This is a genomic window from Oceanobacillus sp. M60, assembly GCF_053839645.1.
On sequence record NZ_JBSSNH010000002.1, the window covers coordinates 1 to 26,353 of the forward strand.

29 protein-coding genes and 2 pseudogenes are annotated in these 26,353 nt (G+C 37.7%); 19 read left to right on the forward strand and 12 right to left on the reverse strand.

Features of this window, described 5'->3' with window-relative positions:
• The first annotated feature begins 87 nt into the window (after positions 1–87).
• From ACW0TQ_RS04165 to erm, 6 genes and pseudogenes are all read left to right on the forward strand, one after another.
• Positions 88–720 (forward strand): response regulator transcription factor, encoded by a 633-nt coding sequence (locus tag ACW0TQ_RS04165; protein WP_042533859.1) that lies wholly within the window; start codon positions 88–90, stop codon positions 718–720.
• Positions 721–764: 44 nt separating this feature from the next.
• Positions 765–1,535, forward strand: coding sequence for an NUDIX domain-containing protein (locus ACW0TQ_RS04170; protein WP_455725366.1), 771 nt, complete (start codon positions 765–767; stop codon positions 1,533–1,535).
• 218 nt (positions 1,536–1,753) lie between these two features.
• A pseudogene (locus ACW0TQ_RS04175) lies at positions 1,754–2,416 on the forward strand (DJ-1/PfpI family protein).
• A gap of 73 nt (positions 2,417–2,489) precedes the next feature.
• A complete protein-coding gene (locus tag ACW0TQ_RS04180; protein WP_042533861.1) occupies positions 2,490–2,747 on the forward strand; it encodes a serine hydrolase in 258 nt (85 codons plus the stop codon).
• Between the two features lie 20 nt (positions 2,748–2,767).
• On the forward strand, positions 2,768–3,061 hold the full coding sequence (locus ACW0TQ_RS04185; protein WP_042533863.1) for a sensor histidine kinase: 294 nt from the start codon (positions 2,768–2,770) through the stop codon (positions 3,059–3,061).
• Positions 3,062–3,320: 259 nt separating this feature from the next.
• Entirely contained in the window at positions 3,321–4,058 is a 738-nt protein-coding gene (gene erm / locus ACW0TQ_RS04190; protein WP_193062079.1) for a 23S ribosomal RNA methyltransferase Erm, read from the forward strand.
• An 89-nt stretch (positions 4,059–4,147) separates the two neighbouring features.
• Here the strand turns inward: erm and ACW0TQ_RS04195 are convergent, their stop codons facing one another.
• From ACW0TQ_RS04195 to ACW0TQ_RS04215, 5 genes are read right to left on the reverse strand one after another with little or no spacing between them, the layout of a single operon-like run.
• Entirely contained in the window at positions 4,148–5,170 is a 1,023-nt protein-coding gene (locus ACW0TQ_RS04195) for a HAMP domain-containing sensor histidine kinase (protein WP_193062080.1), read from the reverse strand.
• On the reverse strand, positions 5,167–5,856 hold the full coding sequence (locus tag ACW0TQ_RS04200; protein ID WP_042533868.1) for a response regulator transcription factor: 690 nt from the start codon (positions 5,854–5,856) through the stop codon (positions 5,167–5,169). The genes ACW0TQ_RS04195 and ACW0TQ_RS04200 overlap by 4 nt, the downstream gene beginning before the upstream one ends.
• A gap of 9 nt (positions 5,857–5,865) precedes the next feature.
• Positions 5,866–6,576 carry a hypothetical protein gene (locus tag ACW0TQ_RS04205; RefSeq protein ID WP_042533870.1) on the reverse strand — a complete coding sequence of 237 codons (711 nt, stop codon included), beginning with the start codon at positions 6,574–6,576 and terminating at the stop codon, positions 5,866–5,868.
• Between the two features lie 14 nt (positions 6,577–6,590).
• Positions 6,591–7,370, reverse strand: coding sequence for a DUF2705 family protein (locus ACW0TQ_RS04210; RefSeq protein WP_368900894.1), 780 nt, complete (start codon positions 7,368–7,370; stop codon positions 6,591–6,593).
• Positions 7,370–8,119 carry an ABC transporter ATP-binding protein gene (locus tag ACW0TQ_RS04215; protein ID WP_042533873.1) on the reverse strand — a complete coding sequence of 250 codons (750 nt, stop codon included), beginning with the start codon at positions 8,117–8,119 and terminating at the stop codon, positions 7,370–7,372. The genes ACW0TQ_RS04210 and ACW0TQ_RS04215 overlap by 1 nt, the downstream gene beginning before the upstream one ends.
• 401 nt (positions 8,120–8,520) lie before the next feature.
• Between ACW0TQ_RS04215 and ACW0TQ_RS04220 the strand changes: the two genes are divergently transcribed.
• On the forward strand, positions 8,521–9,387 hold the full coding sequence (locus ACW0TQ_RS04220) for an alpha/beta fold hydrolase (protein WP_193062081.1): 867 nt from the start codon (positions 8,521–8,523) through the stop codon (positions 9,385–9,387).
• Between the two features lie 140 nt (positions 9,388–9,527).
• Here the strand turns inward: ACW0TQ_RS04220 and ACW0TQ_RS04225 are convergent, their stop codons facing one another.
• On the reverse strand, positions 9,528–11,294 hold the full coding sequence (locus ACW0TQ_RS04225) for a DUF2207 domain-containing protein (protein WP_212929564.1): 1,767 nt from the start codon (positions 11,292–11,294) through the stop codon (positions 9,528–9,530).
• 505 nt (positions 11,295–11,799) lie between these two features.
• On the opposite strand from ACW0TQ_RS04225, the gene ACW0TQ_RS04230 reads away from it, so the two are divergent.
• Entirely contained in the window at positions 11,800–12,090 is a 291-nt protein-coding gene (locus ACW0TQ_RS04230) for a CD3324 family protein (RefSeq protein ID WP_193062083.1), read from the forward strand.
• Between the two features lie 162 nt (positions 12,091–12,252).
• On the opposite strand, the gene ACW0TQ_RS04235 is transcribed toward ACW0TQ_RS04230, so the two are convergent.
• Positions 12,253–12,780: a P-loop NTPase family protein gene (locus tag ACW0TQ_RS04235; RefSeq protein ID WP_193062084.1), complete on the reverse strand. Its 528-nt coding sequence runs from the start codon at positions 12,778–12,780 to the stop codon at positions 12,253–12,255.
• 386 nt (positions 12,781–13,166) lie between these two features.
• Between ACW0TQ_RS04235 and ACW0TQ_RS04240 the strand changes: the two genes are divergently transcribed.
• The 3 genes from ACW0TQ_RS04240 (at position 13,167) to ACW0TQ_RS04250 (ending at position 16,543) form a co-directional block, all read left to right on the forward strand.
• Positions 13,167–14,249: an Rpn family recombination-promoting nuclease/putative transposase gene (locus tag ACW0TQ_RS04240; RefSeq protein WP_455725367.1), complete on the forward strand. Its 1,083-nt coding sequence runs from the start codon at positions 13,167–13,169 to the stop codon at positions 14,247–14,249.
• Positions 14,250–14,527: 278 nt separating this feature from the next.
• Positions 14,528–15,070, forward strand: coding sequence for a PadR family transcriptional regulator (locus ACW0TQ_RS04245; protein WP_042533884.1), 543 nt, complete (start codon positions 14,528–14,530; stop codon positions 15,068–15,070).
• A gap of 291 nt (positions 15,071–15,361) precedes the next feature.
• The gene (locus ACW0TQ_RS04250; RefSeq protein ID WP_455725368.1) at positions 15,362–16,543 is read left to right on the forward strand and encodes an MFS transporter; all 1,182 of its coding nucleotides are present in this window, start codon (positions 15,362–15,364) and stop codon (positions 16,541–16,543) included.
• A gap of 129 nt (positions 16,544–16,672) precedes the next feature.
• Here the strand turns inward: ACW0TQ_RS04250 and ACW0TQ_RS04255 are convergent, their stop codons facing one another.
• The 3 genes and pseudogenes from ACW0TQ_RS04255 to ACW0TQ_RS04265 form a co-directional block, all read right to left on the reverse strand.
• A complete protein-coding gene (locus ACW0TQ_RS04255) occupies positions 16,673–16,801 on the reverse strand; it encodes a hypothetical protein (protein ID WP_455725475.1) in 129 nt (42 codons plus the stop codon).
• 15 nt (positions 16,802–16,816) lie between these two features.
• Positions 16,817–16,930: pseudogene (locus ACW0TQ_RS04260) on the reverse strand (aldo/keto reductase); the annotation flags it as partial.
• Positions 16,875–17,207 carry an aldo/keto reductase gene (locus ACW0TQ_RS04265; protein ID WP_455725369.1) on the reverse strand — a complete coding sequence of 111 codons (333 nt, stop codon included), beginning with the start codon at positions 17,205–17,207 and terminating at the stop codon, positions 16,875–16,877. The gene ACW0TQ_RS04265 and the pseudogene ACW0TQ_RS04260, both read right to left, overlap by 56 nt.
• Positions 17,208–17,301: 94 nt before the next feature.
• Between ACW0TQ_RS04265 and ACW0TQ_RS04270 the strand changes: the two genes are divergently transcribed.
• The 6 genes from ACW0TQ_RS04270 to ACW0TQ_RS04295 all read left to right on the forward strand — a co-directional run bounded on the left by ACW0TQ_RS04270 (position 17,302) and on the right by ACW0TQ_RS04295 (position 22,340).
• Entirely contained in the window at positions 17,302–17,559 is a 258-nt protein-coding gene (locus ACW0TQ_RS04270) for a MerR family transcriptional regulator (protein ID WP_226894673.1), read from the forward strand.
• Positions 17,556–17,777, forward strand: coding sequence for a hypothetical protein (locus ACW0TQ_RS04275; protein WP_246528961.1), 222 nt, complete (start codon positions 17,556–17,558; stop codon positions 17,775–17,777). Before ACW0TQ_RS04270 ends, ACW0TQ_RS04275 begins: the two co-directional genes overlap by 4 nt.
• A 167-nt stretch (positions 17,778–17,944) precedes the next feature.
• The gene (locus ACW0TQ_RS04280) at positions 17,945–18,577 is read left to right on the forward strand and encodes a TetR/AcrR family transcriptional regulator (RefSeq protein ID WP_455725370.1); all 633 of its coding nucleotides are present in this window, start codon (positions 17,945–17,947) and stop codon (positions 18,575–18,577) included.
• A 10-nt stretch (positions 18,578–18,587) separates the two neighbouring features.
• Positions 18,588–20,903: an ABC transporter permease gene (locus ACW0TQ_RS04285; RefSeq protein WP_455725371.1), complete on the forward strand. Its 2,316-nt coding sequence runs from the start codon at positions 18,588–18,590 to the stop codon at positions 20,901–20,903.
• Between the two features lie 3 nt (positions 20,904–20,906).
• Positions 20,907–21,668: an ABC transporter ATP-binding protein gene (locus tag ACW0TQ_RS04290; RefSeq protein WP_193062369.1), complete on the forward strand. Its 762-nt coding sequence runs from the start codon at positions 20,907–20,909 to the stop codon at positions 21,666–21,668.
• Positions 21,669–21,698: 30 nt separating this feature from the next.
• Complete coding sequence (locus ACW0TQ_RS04295; protein ID WP_455725372.1) at positions 21,699–22,340, forward strand: class I SAM-dependent methyltransferase; 642 nt, start codon at positions 21,699–21,701, stop codon at positions 22,338–22,340.
• 176 nt (positions 22,341–22,516) lie between these two features.
• On the opposite strand, the gene ACW0TQ_RS04300 is transcribed toward ACW0TQ_RS04295, so the two are convergent.
• Positions 22,517–23,953 (reverse strand): DUF6179 domain-containing protein, encoded by a 1,437-nt coding sequence (locus tag ACW0TQ_RS04300; RefSeq protein ID WP_256706235.1) that lies wholly within the window; start codon positions 23,951–23,953, stop codon positions 22,517–22,519.
• A 3-nt stretch (positions 23,954–23,956) separates the two neighbouring features.
• Positions 23,957–24,424 (reverse strand): DUF6323 family protein, encoded by a 468-nt coding sequence (locus tag ACW0TQ_RS04305; RefSeq protein ID WP_256706236.1) that lies wholly within the window; start codon positions 24,422–24,424, stop codon positions 23,957–23,959.
• 418 nt (positions 24,425–24,842) lie between these two features.
• On the opposite strand from ACW0TQ_RS04305, the gene ACW0TQ_RS04310 reads away from it, so the two are divergent.
• Both ACW0TQ_RS04310 and ACW0TQ_RS04315 read left to right on the forward strand, forming a co-directional pair.
• Positions 24,843–25,577 (forward strand): ABC transporter ATP-binding protein, encoded by a 735-nt coding sequence (locus ACW0TQ_RS04310; RefSeq protein WP_042533900.1) that lies wholly within the window; start codon positions 24,843–24,845, stop codon positions 25,575–25,577.
• Positions 25,577–26,350 carry an ABC transporter permease gene (locus ACW0TQ_RS04315; RefSeq protein WP_042533902.1) on the forward strand — a complete coding sequence of 258 codons (774 nt, stop codon included), beginning with the start codon at positions 25,577–25,579 and terminating at the stop codon, positions 26,348–26,350. Before ACW0TQ_RS04310 ends, ACW0TQ_RS04315 begins: the two co-directional genes overlap by 1 nt.
• Positions 26,351–26,353: the final 3 nt, after the last annotated feature.

The window sequence follows — 26,353 nt, forward strand, 5'->3', positions numbered from 1 at the left end:
ATAAGAAATGACATAGGTTCATAAGGTTTTCCTTTTACAGTCGGAAGACTAAAACCTTAAATATAATATACAAGGAGGATACAACGAATGATTAACGTTTTATTTGTCGATGATCATGAAATGGTACGAATCGGCGTATCTGCATATCTTTCTTCACAGCCGGATATTGAGGTAGTTGCAGAAGCAGATGACGGCTCCCGCGCAATTGAACTGGCATTAGAGCTCCGCCCGGATATTATCTTAATGGACCTTGTGATGAAGGAAATGGACGGAATCGAAGCAACGAAGAAAATAATTGAATCCTGGCCTGAGGCGAAGATTATAATCGTTACCAGCTTTTTAGATGACGAGAAAGTGTATCCTGCATTGGAAGCGGGAGCTACAAGCTATATGTTGAAAACATCGAAAGCCAGTGAAATTGCCAAAGCGATTCGTGCCACCTACGAAGGGCAGTCTATTCTGGAGCCGGAAGTCACCGGGAAAATTATGAACCGTATGCGCACAAAGCAGGAGACAGTTTTACATGAGCAATTAACAGAGCGGGAAAAGGAAATTCTATTGCTAATGACAAAAGGAAAAGCAAACCAGGAAATTGCCGATGAATTATTTATTGCTTTAAAAACGGTAAAGGTTCATGTCAGCAATATCTTAGGAAAGTTAGAGGTGCAAGATCGGACTCAGGCTGTGATTTATGCATTTCAGAATAAGCTGGTGGAATAATTTGCGTACTGAGAGTAGGGCGTAATGAAGGTAAAGGGGATATTATGATAAAACAAGAAACAACGGACGCTTTTATAAAAGAGAATGAGGATGCTTTATTTCAAGATAGTGATGAAAGTTCTCTAAGAGAAAAAAGTATGGAAGAAATATTAATTGCACGATCGCAATATCCTGTTGAATCGAAGGAATGGGAACGTTTAAATAAGATAAAATCAGACGTTTTACAAAAGAATAAACCGAGTACAAAAGAAAAAATTTTATATTTCAAAGAAACGGATTTAGAAAGAATTCCATTAGGATTCAGCAAAGCAAAGCATTTGCCTCTCATGGATTATAGAATTGCAGAACGCAGTTTACTAGAGTACCATCCAAGTCAACGCCATCCAATTCCCTATGTTATTGTCCGGTATAACGGGGAATATTTCTTTATTTTGCGGGGAGCAAATGTCGGAGAAAGCAGATTAGCTGGAAGAAAAGGGCTATTAGGAGGGCACGTTGGAGAAAAAGATGCAGTGCCTGGAAATATTCAGCTTTCTATTGAGAATGGGCTTTGGCGCGAATTGGAAGAAGAAGCGGGAATAAAAGCAGAAATGGTTAAAAAGCTGGAAATGAAAGGTATTATCAAATCGAATGATGGTGTGGATAGTGACCATCTGGGGATTGTTTATGAAATCGTGTTAAATCATAAAGATATTCAGTCAGAGGAAGAGGAGCTTACAGGGCTATGGATGACAAAAACCGAACTGAAACAACATTTAGATACGCTGGAGTCATGGTCAAAAATAGTTGTTTCCAATCTTATTATTTGCAATTAGATCTGCTTTTTTAATAGTTATTTAACCATAAATGAAAGGATATATGCTTTTTATAAAAGTATATCCTTTTTTAGCTGCGATATAGATTTGCTGTCTGAATATTAGATGTATAGCTGATGTATTAATCAGAAACCTAAAGAATTATGTTTCAGAATAGAGTCTTAATAAAAATGGAGGGAAATATGAAAGTAATCATTTACGTGTAAGATGGCATAACCATGCTTGATGCCATAGGTCCTTATGAGGTTTTAAGGAATATGGACGATACAGAAGTATATTTTGTTGCGGAAAAAAGGGGAGAAATAAAAGCAGATTCAGGTTTTGTTGATATTAATGTGAAATATAGTATCGGCGAAATGAAAAGTGCGGATATTTTAGTAATACCAGGTTCAACAATTGGATTTATGAAAGAGATGAAAAATAATCGAGTGTTGAAATAGATAAAGGAAGTAGACAAAACCACAAGCTGGACGACGTCTGTTTGTACAGGATCCATGCTGTTGGCTGCAGCTGGGTTGCTCGCTGGGTTAAAAGTAACCTCTCGTTGGAAGCCAATCAATCTACTAAGTGAGTATGGAGCTGTTCCTGTTAGAGAACGAATCGTGGAGCAAGAAAAATATATTACTGCTGCGGGTGTGTCGGCAGGGATAGATATGACTTTGTATTTATCGGAGAAAATAGCTGGAGAAGAGGAAACCAAAGCGATTCAATTAGCAATTGAATATGATCCGCAACCGATATTTAATGCTGGTAATTATTCTAATGCGGAAGAAAAGATTAAAAACATAGCTGGGGCGAAATTAACGAAAGACGCAAAAAAAGGGATTGGATTACTAGGCATGACAAAACATTCCAAAAGTATCCTTAAAATGATGAAATAAATGCGAAATACAACTCATGTAATGTAAACTCTAGTATAAAGGTATTAAAATTACTAGGTTAGGAGGAGATAATTTGGAGCTGAAAAACATGGACCTGGAAGAACGGATGAAATTTTATCATGTTCCTAGCTTGAATATAACAGTGCTTGAAAACGGTCAAATCAACAGAACGGAAAATAAAGGCCAGCTGGAAGGTGGAGGAAACAGAAAAGTGAATGATGATTCGGTATTTAATGCTTGTTCTATCAGCAAGTTCTTAACAGGATTCCTTGCTGTAAAACTGGCAGAGGAAGGAATGCTTCATTTGGATGAGGATGTAAATGAGCGATAAGCAATCTGATTCAAAACAGTATGAACCATAATGAGGATGGCTGTACCATTTATCTGTCTATTGCTATAAGAGAAAGTAAATGTATTATTTCGGTTGAGGATAATGGTAAGGGTACAACAGAGGAACAAATTCAACATTTAAACAATACACCGCACTATATGCTTGAGAGCAATCGTTCTGGTGAGCTTAGGCATGGGTTAGGGCTCTTGATTGTGAAACAGATTATTTCTTCCCATGGGGGAGAGACAGTGATTAAACAGAGCAGGTATGGCGGTTTGGAGGTACGGATAATATTGCCGACAGCTGAATGTTAGAGATAGACTATTTTTCGTTGCCAGCTTTTGTTATAATCAATCTGTAAAATTATATTTGGAGGTAATTGCCATGGGAATTACATCTATTGCAGTTGTAGATAAGCGTCTGTTCTTCTAAAAAATTGATAGAGGAGGGCAGGCATGGGGATTTGCAGCATTGCTGTTGTTAAAAACGTTCATTATAAACCAAGAAAAATACAAAATGGTTATAATGAACAGTAAATAAAGTTTGTTATAACCAATGGGATAGAGGGTTATAATGAACAGAATAAATCCAAAAGACAGTCAAAATTTTATTACGTCGAAAAAGCATATTCATGAGATATTATCTCGAACAAATATTAATAAACAGGATACCGTTATTGAAATTGGTTCAGGGAGAGGTCATTTCACAAGAGAGCTTGTGAAGATATGTGATTTTATTACTGCTGTTGAAATAGATCCTAAATTTGTATCTATGACGCAAAAGTCTATCAATCGTTCTGAAAATGTCCAGGTTGTCCATGCAAATATATTAAATTATAGGTTTCCAAAAGGAAATCAGCCGTATAAAATTTACGGAAATATTCCTTACAATATAAGTACAAAAATAATAAAAAAGATTGTATTTGAAAGTGCTGCCGAGTTCTGCTTTCTGATTGTGGAAGAAGGGTTTGCGAAGCGGCTGACAGATTATCGAAGGGCTTTAGGATTATTCATATTTCCTGAGGTTGATATAAAGGTTTTAAGAAGAATTCCTAGAGATTATTTTCATCCCAAACCCAAAGTTGATTCTGTTTTTATTCAACTTACAAGAAAAGAATCTGAAATTCAATCCAGGGACAAAGATTTGTATCAACATTTTGTATATAAATGGGTAAATAAAGAATATCAAAAGCTATTTACAAAAAATCAGTTTAACAAGGCCTTGAAGCATGCTCAAATAACAAATTTAGATTGTTTAACAGGCGAGCAGGTGTTATCCATGTTTTATAGTTATAAATTATTCTTGAATTAAATAAAAAGGAATAAAGAAGGGAAAGCATTCAGAAGAAAATCTTTTGAATGCTTTTCTCTATATCACAAAAGGAATAATTATTAATCAAATTAAACCCTTCCAATCGGAAATGCTATGTCAAAATGGATTTGATCTCCTTTTAACGCTGCCGTTATCCCCCCATCCATTGCTTGAATCAGCGTATCTGTTATATAAAGACCTAACCCAAGATGCCCCTCAGCATTGTGCCCTTCTTCCGTATAAAACCGTTCAAAAATGCGATCGATATCCGTTTTATTTAGACGGGCTCCATCATTTACTATGTGTATTTTAAAATAGGCAGCGTCAACACTAATTTTAATCAATAGAAAATCTCTCATATGTCGATAGGCATTATTTAGAATATTTTGCAGCGCCCGGTCCAATTGATAAACATCGATACTGATACTGGAATCATCCTTACTGTCAATATGATTTTCTAATTGGGCATGTCTATCCATTGTCTGGCATTCTACAAGAATATTATCCAGCCAGTCCACGGCCCATTCATAGCAGTTAATCGGTTGTGTTTCCAAATGAACCGTTTCGGGCGTTTCATAGCTTAAGTTTAATTGATTGGAAAGGTCACTTAATACATGTATCTTTTTTTGAATGACCTGTAAATATCGCTGTTCTTCCTCCGGGCTCTCCGCAATATTATCCTGTAATGCTTCAATATAAGCAGAAATCGAAGCGATTGGTGTTTTTAAATCATGGGAAATACTGTCTATAAAATGTTTACGCTCCTTTTCGAAGGTTTGCTGCTGCTGCTCTTGCAGATGTAATGTGTTTCTCATCTGATCAAAAGCAGTGATAAAGCGTCCAAATTCATCGTCTTTTTTGTAGGAGATTCGATGTGATAAATTCCCTTGAGATATTTTTTGAGCTTCCGCAGCCAAAATGGAGAGAGGAGCGATCATTCGTTTTCTCACATAGGCAATCATCCAAACAGAGAATAGAAAAAAGGGCAGGGTCGTTATCAGGATAATAATGAAAATAATATTTGACTGCACCATCATAAAAGCAATCAGCAGCGGAAAACAGGCTGTAACGATACACATCCAAATAAGTTCTTTTACAATACGCTGCTTCATTGTATTTCACCGTCGAAACGGTAGCCTATTCCGCGTAAAGTAGTGATGTATCTGCTGTTCCCCAGCTTTTCTCTGATTTTTTGTACATGAATGGTAACGGTGTTGATATCTCCATATTCATGTATTCCCCAAACATTGTCATAGAGCTGTTCTTTACGGAAAGCCTGATTGGGAGACTGTGCTAAGAATACCAGCAAATCAAATTCTTTCATGGTCAGATTAACAATCGCTCCATCCTTTGTTACATTTCTCGAAGACCGGTCAATCATGACATCATCAAATGCGATGATGTTACTTGAAACAGGGGAGGATGCAGTATAATCATAGCGCCTGAATAATGCCTCTACCCGTGCAACAAGTTCTTTAATCGAAAATGGTTTCGTAATGTAATCATCTGCCCCGATTTTTAAACCAAGCACCCGGTCTACCTCTGCTTCCTTTGCACTGATAATAATAACTGGTAATACAGAGAAGGCTCTTATCTGCTTTAATATTTCCAGTCCATCCATTTCAGGCAGCATTAAATCTAATAGAATCATATCCGGTCGATATTGTTTTATGGTGCTTAGAGCCTTATCCCCTTGTCTGCAAATTACTGCATCATAATTTTCCCGGGATAAATAATTCTCTATCATTTTTGCTAAATCAGTATCATCTTCAACAATAAGTATTTTTTTCTGATTCATCGGTACCTCCTAAATGAAAAGGTCTTGTTTACGGAATATCTTTATTGTACCAATAAATAATAAAAGGGTGAATATGACATAGCTGCCAATCGAAATGAATGCCGTTAACAAGCTTTCTGAAATAAGATCGTCTAAGCTGACTACATACATCGTTGGAAAATGTGCTGAAATAGCTGGATCAAAACCTTCTACTAATATTTGCAGGAGTACAAGTCCTAGTCCCGTGCCAATAGTGACTGTTTCTTTTCCAGAAAGGGTAATGACAAAAGACAATAGAGCTGAAAATAGGAAAAGAGAAAGAAAAGCTCCCAAGAAAAGATAGAAGATGTTGAAGTAATTTAATTCCATTCCTGCTGCAGCCGAACCGATTACTATCCAACTTGTTATAACATGTGTCAATAAAATAAATACGCCTAATATTGTTGCAGTCATTATTTTTGATAAATAGTAATCGCTGCGGTTGGATGATTTCGGAATAATATTTTTAAATGTTTGCGAATGATAATCTGTTGAAAGCAAATCGGCTATCAAATAAGCACAGAGTAACCAAAAGAATTGTCTAAAGTTTTCAAATGAATGGATTAAAATATCTTCTTCTATCTTTACATTAACAGCAGTGTAAATAGTTAATCCTGCTGTCAATAAAATGGTAAGTAATATCAATAACCGATATTTCCGATTATAGATGATATAAAATACATCGTGCTTTAATTGTTGCATCCTATACGTCCCCCTTATACATACAGATCTTGCTTTTTAAATAGATAATATCCAGCTGTTCCAATCACCAATAGATAAGCGATAAGTACACCAAAGCTAGTGACACTATAGGAAAAGGACTTTTCAAATAGATTAATGTGGAAAAATAATAAGTGTTCATAAATCGCATATTGTTTTACTTGATCATAAATAATGATATATTGTCCGACGAGTGTAGATATTCCCATCAGCATTGCTAACGTAGAAATCCGCTGAATAAACTGTGAAAGCAATAACGCGATTAATCCAAAAATGAAATAAGCAAAACCAAAAGCTAATCCGGCTAAAAGCGTAACACCTACACCGTGCCATCCGCTTGTAACCACGGAGTAAAAAACAAACGTATCTCCCCATCCAAAGAAAGAAATACCAACCACATAACCAATAAAAAGCATGATGGATGTTAAAAGAAGCGAAAATAAAAGGATGGATAAAATTCTTGAAAGATAATATTGAAATCTGGAAACAGAACGTAATAAAACAAATTTGATGGTACCCTTATTTCGTTCCTGTATGAGAACTTCTCCTACATAAATCGCTATAAAAACAGCTGTAAATGTTAAACTGGATTGAAGCATTTCCACAGGGAATGATTGGCCATACCCAGCAACTACGGTAGAATCCGCACCATAAACATGAAAAAGGATGCCTGTTAAAACATACATTGCCGTAAAAATAAGGGTATAGACAAGCAGCATTTTGGAAGTCAGCGTACGTTTGAACTCGAATGAGGTCAGTGTCCATATATTCTTCATTACGTTAACTTCTCCTTTATACATGCAAAAAATAAATCTTCTAAATTAGTGACCTGATAGACTCCTGACAATTCGGAGATATCTCCTTCTTCGACGATTTTCCCACCTTGAATAAATGCTGCTTTATGACATAAATCCTCCATTTCCCGCAGCATATGGCTGGAAATCAGAAATGTAATCTTCTCTTTTTCTGCCAAATGCTTAATTAATGTTTTCATTTCCCGAAGGCCCATTGGATCAACGCCATTCGTTGGCTCATCCAGTATTATTAAGCTGGGATAGCACAATAAGGCATTAGCAATTCCCAGACGCTGCTTCATTCCTAAAGAAAATGTTTTCACCTTGTTATCCATAGCTTCTTTTAAATCAACAATGGATAAAACTTCATTGATTCTTGTTTTTGGCACGTTGACGGCAGCTAATTTAGCACTCAGGTTTAAATTCTGTTTAGCAGTGAGATGAAGATAAAAAGCAGGGTTTTCGATAATACTTCCTACTCTGGAAAGGGCTAAAACAGAATCATTCTTTATGGAATGCCCGTCGATAAATATGTCGCCAGAATCAGGGAATATCAAACGGGTAATCATTCGTAATGTTGTTGTTTTACCAGCACCGTTTGGCCCGAGAAATCCGTAGATATCTCCTTTTTGAATCGAAAAATGAATATGATCGATTACGGTTTGCCCGCTAATTTTTTTGCTTAGATTTTTAATTTCTAAAATAGGTTTCTCATTATTTTCTTGTACCATGTACTCAGCTCCTTTTCGGTAATTTAAAGAATAGCAAAGCAAAATAAGCTGCGCATATAGTTAACATAAAGTTTTGATAAAGTATGATTTCACTGGGGGATGGGGAGTGTTCTTGTGATAGCGGTAATTTATCGTAGTGTAACTGACTGGGAGTGGGACAGCGATTACTTGTCCCATCAAAAAAGTCGCTAGTTTGTCTTATTGCTATCTACATGTATCAAATATAATTTTCATCTCGAATGGAATTTTTATTTAAAAAACAATTAGAATTCTGCCTGGTTTCATTTGTTTCTGTTATGATTGGTTGTAATAAAACAGCTTTAAAATATATCTAACGGACGGTTTATTTGTGTAAAGAATGAATTTGTCTATCTAATACGTGAAAGGGTGTGGCGGGATTAATGGAAAGAGTACTCGGTACTTATTTTGTAAATGGTCAAACAATCGAATATTCAATTACTGGAAAGGAGGGTACACCGATTCTCGTAATGCATGGCGGGCACTCTAACTGCTATGAGGAATTTGGGTATAAGCCGCTGGTTAAGAGCGGGTTCATGCTAATTACACCATCAAGAGCAGGATATGGAATGACGTCAAAAGAAATTGGAGAAAATTTATCCAAAGCCAGTGATTATTATGTAAAGTTATTAGATTACTTGAAAATTGACAAAGTACATCTGCTTGCTATCTCAGCTGGCGGTCCGAGCGGTCTTTATTTTGCAACTCGCTATCCTGAGAGAGTTAAAACATTAACTTTACAAAGCGCTGTTACTAAAGAATGGCTGACACCAGAAGATAAAATATATAAGGCAGCACAGATTTTATTTCGTCCTGCTATGGAAAAAGTAACATGGAAATTGGTTTCCAATATGAGTAATATTTTTCCGGAATTTATGTTTAAGCAGATGATACCTACCTTTAGTAATCTTTCATATAAAGAAATAAAAAACAGCGTGTTGGACAAAGATATCGATGAAATCCAAAGAATGAGCAAACGCCAACGATCGGGCTATGGATTTTTAATAGATTTATCTCAAACAAAGGAAATTACCTCTAAAAACCTGCAGGCTATTTCCTGTCCAACGCTTATCATGCATAGTGAATATGACAGCTCTGTTCCATTAGAGCATGCTTATTATGCGGATCAACAAATACGAGATTCTGAATTATGTATACTTGATACGTGGGGGCACTTAATATGGCTTGGACGTGAATCTGATAAAGTAAATGAAAGGCTTGTGAAATTTCTTAATAAATTCACTTTATAAAATTCAGACGAGGAGGATAAAGAAAATGCAAAATAGAAGGGAAGGAGCTATAAGAAGAAAAGCTCAAACAGTAAATTGAGCTTTTTTTCTTATAGTGATAGAAACTTATATTTCAAATTTAAAGGAGCTTGAGAACGTGGTTAGCGGGCACCGCCGCCTCCGCCTCCGCCTGCTCCAGCGCCGCCCCCGACGCCGGTGGCACCACCGCTGCCGCCTGCCGCAGTAGCAGCTGAAGTGCTGGAATGAAATCCGCCGCTGGCTAACCCGGTGGTCCAGCTTGCACGGGTGTAGTAAGTTCCATACCAGAATTGCAGGTATACCTGGTCCTCTTCGTATCTATCTTCAGGGACTAAATTCTCTAGTTTTTTAGACACTTTATCGCTTTTACCTAGTAAAGCACTCCATAGCATCATATCTTTCAAGGAAAGTGGCTTGGAAGCATTTGAAAATTGATTGATATCTGATTCCTTCAAATAATTATCAAACTGAATTAAACGATCCGCTAGTTGTTCTCCCTCTTTACTTGATACCGTAATAGATTGTAAAAATCCAAACACCTTTATTTCTTCAAAAGAGAACAATCCTTGCTGCTCCAGATAGGCTTCGGAATAGTCTTTGAGATAATCGGCAACAGTGCTGACTTCCTTCGCATGCTCTTTACCCCATTTCTGGATGGCATTATCTGTGACGACGCCATTCCTGTCTGCAGCATCCAAGAGCATGGTCCACAACGCCATTTCATACGTTCCCTCATAGGATTCATCTTCTATTTGGTTCGTAAGCTCACTAAAGGTTAACGGGTGTTTATTACGTTCATTTTCCATATCGTTGATGGTAAGGGTCGTTCGATATTTTTTTCCAAACACCTTGCTTTCTTCTTCTGCTTCCATCGAGATGTTCTCATTCACAGACCATTTCAGCAGATAAGCTTGGAAGATATCTTCAAAATATCCAAGGTTCATCTGCGTTAAAAGGGCGCTTAAACCTGCATAGTCTTCTCCATCGAAAGGCACGGCTGCATACGTTTTTCCTTTATTTTCCGCTATCCGTTTATGGATAGGCTTCATCGCGCCGGCTTCTTTTTTTACTTGATTTGTTTTACGGACAAAGAAGAAGGTTCCAATACCGATTAATAAAGAAAAACCAACGGCTGCGCTAACGATGATAACAATTAGCGTAGAATTGTCACTTGAATTATAAGTTGACCCATCCATTGCTTCTTCTTGCTGCTCAGATAAGGTCATGTCTACTGTTCGTTCAGCTTGGAAGAAATCAGCCGGAAATTGTGTTAAAACAATTACATCTCCATCGGCTTCACCATTTGACTCCCATACAATACGATCGCCTTCCAGCTGTATATCTCCATCAAAACCAAATCCCCAGAAATTAACGTTCTCCTGTGTAAATGGTTGAAATCCAGAGATTTCAACTGTCAAATTTTGCGCAGGAATATCGGAGAAGGTATCGAAGTTCCAGAGCATAGCCTGACCATCCTCTAAATTACGTACAAGATCAGATAATGTATAGGTTACTGTATACGTATTTTCTCCGTATTCCCCAATTCCCCAAACTAATTCAACTCCATCATCTGTAGATACTGTTCCATATTTTCCTGCCTTTTCTTCCCGTGAATCATCAGAGTCCCAATCGGGCTCTTTTGTAAACCCTTCAACTGAAAAATCCAGTATCTCTGACTCGTCAAGGTTGACCATATTGATGAAAAGCTCGGTACCTTCATCCATATTCATTTGACGATGTTCTGTCACAACGCCTGAACCATCCTCCTGCAATTCTACTTCAATATGTAAATCGCTCATTTCATTTTCAGCAAATGCTGTGAGTGTAAGTACCATGTTCATTGAGGTTGCCATCGTCAAGGCAGCAACTATCTTCATCCATTTATTCATTTGTGTCCATCGCTCCCTCTATTCATTATAATGCAGTCTTTGTGAATGATTTTATTATGTTTACCCAATTTAAAGCACTGCTAATCAGAAATTTATCTTTACTTATAGTGTAGCAGATAATAACTTTAAATGGGATATACGTGGGGCGGCGGAGTGTTTAAATCAGAGAATGACGAATCGGAGAAAGAGGTAAAAAATAATTATAATCGTTTTCCCCCTTGTTCAGAAGGGGCAATATATGAGTTAATAAGGGTGTCGGACCGATAGAATATCGGAAAGGAGGCTGATTGAAATTGATCACAAAACATGAGGTGATTTCCGCATAGCGGAATCATAAAAGACGGGGCCGCATTTATGTTGCGGTCTCCTTTTCTTTCCTAAACTAATGTATACTAAAAGTGAAAAGGCTTACGTAAAATAAAATCAAATGAAAGGAGTTTTTAATGATGAATAAAAAATTAATGCATGTCCGGACCATACATCTTGATAGAAAGGATGTTCCAGCTTGTCATATAAAAATGGAAAAGAGGTGCTTCCACCTCATTTGTTGAAGGAGCTTCAGAAATATATTCAAGGAGAGCTTGTTTATATTCCAAAGCAAACCAACCGGCGGGCGGGATGGGGAGAAGCGAATGGATCACGTCTTGCCCTGGCTGAGAGAAATGAAGAGATTTACCGATTATATGAAGAAGGCTATTCATTTGAGGAATTGGAGCAAATCTATAATCTGTCGATGGATAGTATTCGTAAAATCATCTATAAAACACGTGAGCACCAAAATGACGTAAAACAATAATCAGGCGTGTTTACATCTATAGGGATTGAGACCAATCCCCTTTAATTAAAAGAGTGGCGTTCGCTAACGTCTTAGTGAGCCACTCTTTATTACTGTATAAAAATCCCCGCCCCCGAATGAAGATTCGTTTCAAAAATATTCATATCGATACGTATATTCCTGCTAAGGAAGGCTTTTAATTTTTTTCATGAATTCTTTGAGCTCTTGCCCAGAATGAATATGAATGAAATGAAGCTGCTCCTGGTATTTAATCTTTAATGACTTTATCTGAGAATCATTTTCTTTCTTATAATTCCAAACAAAACGCAGGAAAGAAAAATCCAGCCTATCTGGATTCCCATGCGGATTTTTCTTTCTTTTGTTTTTTACATAGCGCTTGAGTATACGATAGCAACAGATGCTGCGGGGGAAATCTAACCAAATAACCATATCTGCACATTCCATTCGCAAGGCTAACGTTCTGGCATAATTCCCGTCCATAATCCATTCCTTTTTTTGAATTTCTTCTTTTAGTTTAGCATCAAAAGTTGCTTGAGGGGCGGTGGTATTATCGTCGATCCATTGAATGCTGTCTAAATGTACCAAGGGGATATTTCTTATTTGAGCAATTTGAGCGGATAATGTCGATTTACCTGCGCCAGGACAGCCAATGACCATGATTCGATTGGCAATGGACTTATTTTCTTCCATTTTCTTTCCCTCCAGTCTTTTCAATAAGCAATATCATCACAAGAACATCACTGGTTTAAAAATGTATACTAATATTTGATGCTGTTGAGCTGCCTACAATAGAAAAGGGGGTAAGCACAACCTTCTCTTTATTAAAATATATCATTGCTTATTCCATCGTAGCACGTTTGATCTAAAAGACAGCCCCCATTTTCAGTTGTCCAAAAAAACATTAAAAATCCAAAATGAATGTCATTTGATGATTGAAAAACGAAAAACATTGCATACAAATCCCCATTTCGCAGGCAGTTTTTGCAGGAGAAATTCTATTTTACCGTTTTGCCTTCCACATACAAAACCGCTATGATGAAAACAAATTTATTATTACTTGGAGATGTGATAAAATAATGCTAAACACAGTCAAAGAAAATACAAACAGTTATCGCGTAAATCATCCCGATTATGATGGGCTTTGGAAGAATTTGATTGAAGAACTTTTTCAAGAATTTATGGCCTTTTTTGCACCGGATTTGTATCCGGAAATTGATTTTGAGCAGGGAGTGGACTTCAAAAACCTGGAGCTTTTTCAGCTTGTGATGAAATCCAAAAAAGGGACCAAGTATTCAGATAAAATTGTTAAAGTGCAGTTGAAAAATGGAGAGGAAAAATATATCTTCATTCATATCGAAGTGCAGGCGGTCGGGAAAAAAGAATTTGCAGAACGCATGTTTAAATATTTTTACCGGATTTACGACAAAACGAAAACAATTCACCAGATTTATTCCATCGCTCTATTGACGGATGCCAGTCAGAAAGATCATCAAGATACATTCTATTACTCTTTTTATGGTACCGAATTAACCTATGTCTATAACACCTACCGATTTCACGGGAAAGATACGGAAGAACTGAAAAAATCGGATAATCCATTTGCTTTAGCCGTGCTTGCAGGAATATATATCAGCAATAACAAAGGAAGAGAAGCTGAAGATCATGAAAAAAGGTTTTGCTACAAGCAACAGCTTATCAGCCTGGCATTTGAAAAATATTCGCACCACACAAATTACCTCGTCGCATTATTGTATTTCATTGATTATATGATGCTGATTCCATCGGAACTGCAGGAACAACTGTATGAAACGTTGCCCATTGCACAAAATGAAAAGGAGGAGAAAAAAATCATGGGTTTGGAAAAGTTAAGAGACACGCCGACATTTGGAAGACTGTACAGAGAAATCGAGGAAAAAGCAACCAGAAAAGGGTTGGAACGAGGTATAGAACAAGGTATAGAACAGGGTATAGAGCAAGGAATTGAACAGGGCATAGAACAGGGAATTGAACAAGGCATCGAAAAAGGCATTGAAGATACGGAAAGAAAGTTTGTTAAAAAACTTCTAGATAGGAATTATTCAGAGAAAGAAATATCTGAATTAACTGGTTTGGAACTTAAAGAAGTAAGGAAGCTTCAGGAATCGCTTGAAAATGAATAAAAACAAATGTGAAAAAGAATCTGTATCTGTTAATTAGTTCACATTAGCAGGTATAGGTTCTTTTCATTTTGTGAAAATAGCTGGTGAAGACGTTGCATTTAAGTATAAATGGTGTTGATGGATATTTTCAGCTTTAAAATAGGCGGATAGAAAGCAGAAAAGAGAGTAATCTTACATGCTAGAGAAAGATTCGATTTTATCCATTTGTATCGTAAGCATTTGACATTCTAATATATTCATCATATAATACTCAACGTTAAGTAAAGGGTGTGACATTAATGACAAGATTGCTTGTGCTCTGCATGTTAGACGCAAAACCGATGGCCGGCTATGATATTCAACAGGCACTGCGGATGACAGATGCAGAAAGATGGGGCGGTGTATTAATTGGCTCGATTTATCATGCGCTTAAAAAATTGGAAAAGGATGGGTATATTGCGATTGATAAGGTGGAACAAACTGGTCACCGTCAAAAATTTACCTATCGAATCACCGTAGAAGGAAAAGAACACCTTAAAGATTTGATTCGTGAGGCGTTAACCAGCTCATCCGTTCAATATCCTTCTTCTTTATATGCAGGTATTTCTTTTTTTGATAAGCTGCCTGCAGAGGAAGCACGTCAAGCTTTGAAAGAGCAGCAAGTTCTTTTGGAGGAAGAATATCAAAGTGTGCAGGATGGCTGGAAGGAAAAAGAGGCAGCATTGGACGGTAATATTCCTCCCATGGTGCAGATGGTTTTTGATAATATGTTTGCTATTATCAGCCAGCAACAGGATTTTGTACGGAAAGCATTGGCTTATTTAGAACAAAGCAATAACTAATTCTCTCTCTGTTACAGGAGAGAGAAAAAAATACCTGTATAGTCAACGTTGACTATACAAAGTTGATTGAGACGATATTCATTATTTAAGAATGGGTAGCGGCAGTAACATAACAACAGCAATGTCTTACTGCAGTTATCGGTGGAGGCGGAGTGTTAATGAGGCGGTAAAAACGGATTCTTCTTTTTGCTCTTGAGGATGAAACGCAGAAGGGAGGAAATTTATCTATTGCAAAAGGGAATATGCAGTTGATGAAAACAACAAAGCTATCTACAGAAAGTAGGAAAGAAAATGAATCAAAAACGAAATTTAAAAAAAGCTCAAAAGAGCGCCTTATTTGTCGTCACGCTGGCCATATTCACCGATATGCTGCTGTATGGAATGATTGTTCCTATACTGCCAGATTATGCTGATTCTTTAAGCATATCGCAAACTGCGATCGGTATTTTATTCGGCAGTTATGCAGCAGCTCTATTAATCGCTACTCCCGTTTTTGGAGTAACCTCCGATAAAGTTGGACGACGTGGTCCGATGCTTTGGGGAATTTTAGGGCTTACGCTTGCAACCCTGTTATTTGCATTTGCAAATACGTTTTGGCTCTTGCTTATTTGCCGCATTTTACAAGGAATTGCAGCAGCAGCCACCTGGACAGCAGGGCTTGCGCTTCTAGCCGATTTCTACCCATCTAAAGAACGGGGGAAAGTCATGGGAATCGCGCTGTCGGGTCAAGCAATGGGGACCCTTCTAGGTCCGACATTCGGAGGCTGGCTCTATCAGCTGGGCGGATATATGCTTCCGTTCTTTGCAGCTGCGGGGATTGCCCTTATTGATGGTTTGCTGCGTATATTTCTATTGAAGGAAGAACCTCATCGAAAGGAAGAAGACGCATCAGGAGCATGGCAGTTATTGAAAAACCAAACCTTGCTTTTGGTTGTTGGAGCAGTTGTTATCGGAGCTGCCATTCCAAGCGTGCTGGAGTCGACATTTCCAATGCATCTGCAAAATGTTTTTGATGCATCTCCAGGAATCATCGGTTTATTATTTGGGGTTCCCTCCCTCGCTTATGCGTTTGCAGCACCAATTGTCGGAAGTGTTTCAACAAAGATTGGCCATCCTAAAACAATTACGATTGGATTAGCAATTACTGCAGTATCACTGACGCTTGTTGTTATGCCGACAACGATGTGGCTGCAGGTTGCGGCATTAGGGTTGATTGGCATCAGTATGGGAACAGTTCTTGCGCCGACGCTTCCTGAACTTGCTGATATTGCTGAGCAAAGCCAAACTCAAGCATATGGGGTTACCTTTGCTATTTACAATACGGCTTACTCTGTAGGAATGATGCTAGGCCCGATAAGCAGTGGTGCAGCCTCCGATATTTTCGGATTGCAATTAAGCTATTTTGCAATCGCTGTTATGGTGTTGGTGTATATGCTGTTTTTTGCAATAATGACACAGTTAAAAAGGAAATAATAGAGAAGTTAAAGAAATTTCTCATTAAAAAATTAGAAGACTTGATAAAAACGAAACTTCATTCAACGGGAATTTTTGCTTTTTTCCTATTGAATGAAGTTCGTTTATCACCTCATAACAGTATATATATTATTCTTTATCTTTCCAATTATTTCCGAAAGTTGCCTGCTCTGATTCTACATGTCCTCTGTGTCCATAGATAGTAACCGCTTCAAGAGCATTTTCAATGGATTCAAATTCTTCTTCTGTTAAACGCACATTCCACGCTCCAAGGTTTTCCATTATTCTATCTTGATTTTTGGATCCTGGAATCGGCACTACGTTCGGGTATTTATGAAGCGTCCAGGTGACGGCGAATTGGATTATACAAATCCGCTGCTCCTTCAGCTTCTTCTGCACCCAAGTGAAATTTTGTTGCTAGAATAACCTTGTCTCTAAAAGGTTCGACAGCTTTGCCCAACAATGGTTCATTATGCCCTGGGTAAAACATTTCTTTTCCATAGACTTCTGCTGTGTCGAAAAACGTACAGCCTAAGCCATAAGCTTTCCGAATGGCTTCAATGGCATAGCTCTCATCCGGAACACTGCCATACCCATGGGAAAAACCCATGCATCCCATACCAATAGGAGATACCTCTAGATTTCCAATTTTTCTTGTCTTCATATCGATATTTCCTCCCTCTATTATTTAAAGTATAATTACTATATCAGGTTAGAGTAACACGAAGTCAATGCTTATTTGTAAAGGAGAAATGGTAATGTACACTGTAAAAGAAGCTGCCAGGACTCTGGAAATGAGCGAGCATACCATTCGTTATTACACGGATTGTGGTTTAATTCCATCATTAACTCGAGATAAAAATAAACAGAGATTGTTTAATCAAGAATCAATGAATTGCCTTAAAGGCATAAAAATCTTAAAGGAATGCGGCATGACCATTAAAGAAATAAAGTGCTATGTATCACTGAGTCTTCAAGGAGATTCGACTATAGAGGAGCGTTATCAATATTTTTGAACTTAAAAGAAATAGCGTATTCTCAACTGGAAGAAGCAAAAGATAGAGTAAACTTTCTTGAAAATAAAGTAAAACATTATGAGGATATCGTAAGTGAGAAAATAGCTGATGATACGAATCCAAAAAAAGTGGAGCGAGTCAGAAGAAGAGTAACAACAAATAGAGTGTTAGATAAAGCAGGTTATGTAAGCGGAAGATCAGGTAAGCCAACTCCCTGAATTTCTTAGGTTCATTCAGTGGAAACAAAATTCCTACTGAATAAATTTCGTTCTATATACAAAAATCAGACCAGAGACCAATAGCGTATTTGAGGTATATTTCTTATAATTTAATTACACCACATTACCGACAGACTGCCGGTCTAAAAATGAAAGGAGGGAGATTAATGAAAAGAGCCAAAAACGCAGAAGAAAGAAAAAATGAAATTTTGGATGTGGCTGAAGCTTTGTATAATGAGCAGGGCTATGACAGAACAAGCACGAAGGACATTTTGAAGAGCATCGGGATTGCCAGAGGAACGCTGTATCATCATTTTGAAAGCAAAGAAGCGATTATGGATGGAATAATTGACCGTTATAACAAAAAAGTGATTGAAACGGCTCAATCCATTGCCGGGAGAAAAGAAGTGCCGGTTATTGAACGGTTACTTATGGCGATTACTTCTTTAAACGTAAGCAGCACAGTCTCTGAAGAATTGATGACACAGATTCATAAACCGCAAAACGCCCTGATGCATCAGAAAATCCAGAAGGTGTTGATTACAGAAGTCACACCGATTTTTACAAGTATTATTCAAGATGGATTAGAAGAAAATCTGTTTCATACAAACTACCCTTATGAAAGTGTGGAGATGCTGCTTGTCTATGCTTCTACTGTTTTTGATGATGGAACCATTGAATTATCGAAAGAAGCACAATTGCTAAAAATGACAGCTTTTGCTTTTAACGCAGAAAGACTGCTCGGAACAAAACAAGGAGCAATCAGTGAGAAGCTGCTGAAAATCTTGGCAAAAGAATAGAGGAGAGGGTATGTATTTTCGAGTTATACGCAATGATCTTTTTAGAAACAAGCTGATTAGTATCACGACGATGTTATTTATCTCTGCGGCAACAGCACTTGTCTGCTTAGCAGCTATTTTAAGCCTGAACCTTATCGGCTCGATTGAGGCACTCACGAAACAGGCGCAAGTGCCAAACTTCCTGCAAATGCATAATGGGAATATCGATAAGGAGCGTTTAAATAACTTTGCAGAAGAACAAGAAAATGTAAAAAAATATCAGGTGTTGGATTTTTTAAATATTACTAATTCTAGTATTCAAGTAGGTGGAAATAACCTGATTGATAATGTTCAGGACAATGGTTTTACTACCCAAAGTTCTTCCTTTGATTTTCTGCTTGATTTGGAGGGAAGGCCAATCCATCCGGCAGAGGGAGAGCTATACGTTCCCATCGGCTATATGACAGATGGAACAGCTCAAATCGGGGATGAAGCAATGATTGCCGGAAAAGCATTTAAAGTTGCCGGATTCCTCAGAGATGCGCAAATGAATTCGCCTTTAGCTTCCTCCAAGCGTTTTTTAGTGCACGAAAATGATTATCAAGATCTGGTATCAAAAGGAACGCTGGAATATTTAATTGAATTCCAGCTGCATGATACATCTAAAACCAATGAATTTGAAACAGCATATGCCGATGCAGGATTAGAAGCCAATGGCCCGGCACTGACCAGTACTTTGTTTAAAGTAATTAACGGTTTATCTGATGGAATCATGATTGCAATCATCCTGCTGGTTAGTTTTCTAATCGTACTCATTGCATTTATGTGTATTCGTTTCACGCTATTAATCCAGATAGAAGAGGATTATCGGGAGATTGGTACGATGAAAGCAATCGGTCTGAGGCTGGCTGATATTAAAAAAATCTATCTTGCTAAATATGCATTTCTTGCTTTGGCAGGGAGCTTGCTTGGGCTGTTAGTATCTTTTATTTTCAGTAACCCTTTATTAGAGAATATCCGGCTGTATATGGGGGAAAGCCAATATGATAGCTGGAGTATTTTTCTTGCCATACTTGGAAGTATATTTGTTTTCCTGCTGGTGATTGGTTACATTTATTTCTTGTTGAGACGTTTTAGAAAAATCTCTGCTGCATCAGCAATCCGTACGGGCAGTCCGGAGGAAAACACTGCCCGTAAAAATTACTTCTTACTCAGTCAAAATAAGCTAATGTCTACCAATGTTTTTCTAGGGATAAAGGATGTACTATCCCGTAAGAAGCTTTATGCAACAATGCTGATTGTTCTACTGCTTTCTTGTTTTATCATAATTGTTCCCTGGAACACATACCATACCGTATCTTCACCATCTTTCACAAAATATCTTGGCTTTGGAGAAATGGACCTGATGGTTAGTATATATCCATCTGAGGAAATGGAGGAGAATAAACAACAGATTGTAAATTATTTAAATGATGATGCTTCTATTCACCAGTATGTTGAGATTACCTCCAAATCCTTTCGAGCTGTAAAAGAGGATGGTACAGAAGAAAAAATAATCGTTGAACTTGGCGATCATGCTGCGTTTCCAATCGAATACAATGCAGGAAAAGCACCAGAAGCACCGAATGAAATTGCATTATCCTCTTTGAATGCAGAGGAGTTTGGAAAACAAGCTGGTGATACGATTGAAATCATTACCGGTGAAGGTCTGGAAAGCTTTGTCGTCTCTGGGATATACTCCAATATTTTAAATGGAGGTAAAACGGCAAAAGCTGCTTTTTCAGATGAAACCGCTCCAGCGATGTGGTTAAACTATTATATCCAGCTTAATCATGCTAACCAGGCTGCTGTTACTGCTAAAAAAATGTCACAGTTTTTGCCATTTGCCAGCGTAACAGATGCGCATCACCATAAGCAGCAAGTATTTGGTTCTACGATGGATTCGATGAAAACAGCAGCGAATGTTGCCTTAATCGTGGCTTTGTTCATAACAGGTCTAGTAAGCTTGTTATTTATGAAATTAGTGGTTACTAAGGATCGCTCGGCAATTGCCACGTTAAAAGCAATTGGTTTTACGAATCAGGATTTGACCAAACAATATGCAGCTCGCGGAATTTTCATTTTGATAATTGGCGTAGCAGGAGGCAGTATCTTAGCGAATACCTTTGGGGAAGCAATCGCAGGGATGGCTATTTCTTCCTTTGGTGTAGATTCGATTGCCTTTATCAGTCATCCGTTTATCTATTTGGGGTTTCCATCCCTTATGCTTATTGTTACTTTATTGGCAACAAAATTGGGAACCAATCAAGCTGGTAAAATACCAATTGCAGAAAATATAAAGGAGTAAATGATGAGAAAAATACTGGATGGGCAACAAATTCATAAATCTTTTGATATAGAGAAAGAAAAAATCAACGTTTTACAGGGAGTATCCATTACCATTTACGAAAGCGAATTCATCTCTATTATGGGACCGTCGGGATCGGGAAAATCAACGCTTCTCTATGCTTTAAGCGGGATGGACACTGTTGATAGCGGCGAAATAATATTCAATAATCAACGTCTGCCAGCATGTGGAGAATTAGAGCTTGCTGATATCCGCCGACAGCAAATGGGGTTTGTCTTCCAACAGCCAAATTTTTTAAAAAATTTAACAATTATTGATAATATCGTACTTCCAGCTATGCGAGATAGCAAGAGAAAAACAAAAGAATTGGCGAAGAAAGCACAGCAGCTTTTAGAAAATACCGGGATTGGCGATTTGGCATATCGCATGACGAACCAGGTTTCTGGAGGGCAGCTGCAAAGGGCAGGAATTTGCCGGGCTTTGATCAATGAACCGAAAATCATTTTTGGAGATGAACCAACAGGGGCTTTAAACTCAAAGACTGCGGAGGGAATGATGGACTACTTCCTTCAGGTTAATCAAGAAGGAACAACGATTATGCTGGTGACACATGATGCGAAGGTAGCTGCTAAAAGTGAACGGGTCTTATTTATGAAAGATGGGCAAATCGTTGATGAATTGCGATTAGGGAAACTAGCGCATCAACAGGGGATGGATAGCCGGATAGAAAAAGTAACAAGGAAGATGTTACGAATAGAAATGTAGCCTACATCAAGAGGAGGGCTTTGGACAAAAATGCTTCTTAAAATGATTATTTTCGCAATGGTTCCTATGAGCATTAGCATCTTCTATGCCTGTAGGTTTGCTTCGCGAAAACGTGAAATTCCTTGTCCATTCTGGCTGCGTTGGCTGGTGGAACTGGATAATCCCTTTACCAAACCGAATAAAGCGAATGAAATTATTGAGCAATCTGGCATACAGCCGGGAATGCATGTGATTGATTTAGGGTGCGGACCTGGGAGGGTGACGATTCCAGCAGCAGAACGTGTTGGCTCCAACGGAAAAATAGCTGCGTTAGATATTCAGGATGAAATGTTACAAAGGGTAGAAAAAAAAGTGCAAAGAAGAAATTTAAAGAATATTGAATTGGTGCAGGGAAAAATTGGTTTGGGTCAACTGCGGCAATCACCTTGTGATCATGTCTTGCTTGTCAATGTCTTAGGGGAAATACCAGATCGGCAAGCAGCTTTGGAAGAAATTTTTAATATTTTAAATCCAGGTGGTATCCTGACGGTAGCGGAGACCATATTTGATCCACATTTTCAGAGGAGAGAAGAGGTTTTAAAGCTTGCCGATAAAGCAGGATTTTATGAAGCGGGTTTTAATGGGAATTGGGCGGCGTATTCGCTGTTATTAAGGAAACCAGTTTCTCGTTAGAAACAAGAACGGACTATCAAAACATAAATAATCTTCATGGCTATTTTCAAAAGTATGATTTTTCAAGGAGGAGCGTCCGTAAATCTTCTGTTTTAAAATTAAATTTATATAGTAGGGAGATTTACGGACGCCGCCCCTGTGAATTACTGAGGCTAGCTCATTTCCATGATTCCTGTCTAATCAAATGATATATCCTCATAATCGATTTTATAAATAAGGTTTCCAATAACTCTAATTCGCGTTTCATCCAATTGCTGCAAGAACGCAATATAGTACATTTCCCATTCATTCTCTGTTTCAACGCCGTCAGCAACCATATTGGAGAATTCATGAGTACCTTCCCGAAACTCCTCATAAAAAACAATTTTGGCTAAAATAGCTAGCTCGATATCTCCAAAAGTTTTAAAAAGCGCTTCATAATCACCATTAAACAGACATTCAGCATGGAGAAGATCCAGATAATCATGCAGTGAAACAAAATTATTCCGGATAAGTTGTACTTTTTCTTCAATATTGTCAATTTCCAAGATACGATCTACCAGGCTGCGTAAGTCCATATCACTCATCCGATCATTCTCATTTAACTTGAATTCCATTGTTTTTTCGGTTTCTTTTATTTCTCTGATGATAAGTTTTTCGAAGCTGCCGATTTTTGCAGCGTGATTCACCCTTTGCATCAATTCATCCCGGTACAAATCGATGTAATTTGTAAGTGCTTGATCCGTTTGCAGAGATTTTTGCAATTGATTGACTGCTTCATGAATCAGCTGCGTCCTTTGATCAGTAGGGGAGGTTATTAATTTTCGATTTAACTGTTCAAATTGAACTTCCGAAAGTCGAACATTATTAGGCTTTCCCCCAGATAGCAGTGAAAAAACAGCATTGTTTATCATTAGCTCAAATATATTGAATAATTCAATTTGATATTGAAATCGACTTATTTTCCCGTAATTTATTAAGATATACATGACATCCTGATGACTAAAAAAATGGCAGAATTCTGTCTCCATTCGCAAGCGTTCTACATACTGCTTTATATAGAAAACGCCTTGGAGCCGCATATCGTCTATGGCTAAAGGATAATCAATGCTCGCCATGGTATTTTGAGCTTCAAAAATAATATCATAGTGCTGCAAAAATAGAGGTAATGATTCATCGATAGTCGTATTGTAAGCATCGACGGGCACATCTAATTTTATCTTTTTCACTTCTTGATATATTTTTTTCGTCTCTTCAAAATAGTGACGTAGTAATTCAACTCCTTTAGAATGTATATCTTTTATGTTTTTCATATTTAAATGAGCAAGCGCTTCTTCAGGATGCTTACATTGAAGGGCGTAAGCATCGATAGCATAAAGCAGAGAGGTCATGATTCCTTCTGCTGTTTCCATTGTCACTGATGTACTTTCGCCTTGAGTATGCTGCAGAATCAATTGCTGCAGAACCTGCATCATCTCTGCTTGTATCTGGTAAGCTTTTTGACTGGAGATGATAGCTGACCGCTGACCTTCTTGCAGCAGGGTCAAGGTGTATTGATTTCGTATTAACCGCGATCGGTCAATTATTCTATTAGAAATATGCCGGAAACGAGCTGATTTGTCATCTGATTCCATGCGTTAATCATCCCCTTTGAATAAAGAATTGGGAAGTGCTATATTTCTTCTGAAATTCTCTGCAAGTTCCTCCATTTTACTTCTTAACAATTCGATAGACCCTGCACAAGACCCGTTATAAAACTCATTCATCAGTTGAATAAGCTTTGCATCGCTAAACTTATCTTCGGTTTCATTCCTAAGATAATAAAAGATCTCTTGAAGTTCGTTCAGCGTATCAACATAATGTTCTTGATCCATATAAAGAGAAGTAGAAAATACCTCAATTAGCTCTTTTAACACGCCGATGCTCAGCTCAACTCTCGCATGATCCCGCAACACTTTATTTCTGGACACTACCAGCGTTTTTGCATCGTCTGGCGTCAGAATCAGGCCCCATTCTTTCGTTTTCTCATTTAAACGAACAAGTTCCATCACTGCATTAGAATTCTGCGATAATTGGATGGAATTCAACATATCGGATAAATCCATAACGTATCACCTTTCCTGTAAGGATATTTAGAACGCAAAAAAGGGTCCCCTGGCCAAGGGAACCCTATTATATAATTAAAGATAATAAAAGTAAATTATAGCATAAATAAAATTTTTTGTCAAATATTTAGATTGGATAATGAACCCTGATAGCAGTGTAGTTTTTGGGGGAAAGTCTTTTGAGTTATTGTTTTCTGGGCAACCCTCCTTGATAGCAAAAAAATAATTAAAGGTTTATTATTTTCTATTTCACTCCCTGCCTAGGAGATGTATTCATTCTGAGTTAGGTTTCTTTTGCTGGAGTTTTAACAATGTAATCTATTTGTTATCTCTTGTTTATTAATTCAAATGCGGCAGTTTATTTTTGGCATCTATACTTGATAATATAACGATAAAACAACAGAAAGGAAATAATAAAATGGCTGCTGAAACATTATTAGAAACACATAAACTGACGAAATCATTTCAAGGGAAAACAATCATTGATAACTTAAATCTTAATATAAAAAAAGGGGATGTATATGGATTTCTGGGCAGAAATGGACAAGGCAAAACAACAACGATCCGAATGTTGACCGGCTTGATTTTTCCTGATTCGGGAGAGGTTGTCATTAATGGCTTGAATCTAAGGGGAGATTTTAAACAGGCAATTTCACAAATCGGAGCGATTGTAGAGAATCCTGTCTTTTATGATTATCTTTCCGGGTATGAGAACCTGTCACTGATGGTCAATTTAATCCCTGGTATTGGTAAAGAGAAAATAAATGAAGTGTTAGAACTCGTCGGGCTGACACGGAGAGCAAAGGATAAAGTTGCTGCTTATTCACTAGGGATGAAGCAGCGTTTGGGGATTGCCAATGCGCTTTTAAATGATCCGCAATTAATTATTCTCGATGAACCGACAAATGGACTGGACCCACAAGGGATGATAGAAATCAAAGAAATGATTCTGCAGCTTTCTTCGAAAAAAGAGATTACTTTCTTTATTTCGAGCCATTTACTGCACGAAGTTAGCCAAATTTGTAACCGTGTTGGGATTCTTAATGACGGAAAACTTCTTGCAGAAGGCGATGTCAGTGAGCTGATTAATGATAGCGAAACTCATTCCTTGGAAGAAGCCTTCTTTAACATAACCAGCGGGGGTCAACATTAATGGGCTTATTAAAAAATGAGTTATATAAACTTTTTAAAATGAAAAAAATCTATGTGTTTGCAGCAGTTATGCTGGGAATCACCTTTTTGAATTTATATGATTATCAACCAGGCGGTTCGGAAATGACGGTTTGGGATTTTTATTATGGTCAATCTGTTCCGCTATCGATGATCCAGATTTTCTCTCAATTTATGATTATTTTTATTCCAATCGTGATAGCGGATTGTATCAGTAATGATTACCGAAATGGAACATTAAAATTATCCCTGCAGCGCCCGATTGCGCGATGGCAGCTGTTATCGGCAAAGCTAATGGCTTTGTTTGCATTTATTATTGTTTCAACGGTTCTCTTTTTGATTTTATCCTATACATTAGGGGTTTATTTTATCGGCTGGGGAGAGGTGACAGAGTACTTGGGAGTCAGTTATCCGCCAATGAAAGGAATTGGTGTAACCGTAGGGGTATATGCTTTATTTATGCTGCCGACGATGGCGTACGGAATATTTGCGGGCTTTATTGCCGTTTTAGTTAAAAATATGAGTACGGCGATTATTATATCGCTGGTCCTGATTACGGTTGGATTAAATTTAAATGGTGTCTCAGCTATTGCTCCGTATTCCTTAGCGCATCATTTAATGTATTTTCCTGAAGAGTTGATGCAGATACAGGGTTGGTCTGGAATACTGCAAAATATTGGAGTTGTCCTCATATACGGAGTTTTATTTGCAGGATTATCCTTCTGGTTATTTAAAAAGAAAGAAATCTTATATTAATTG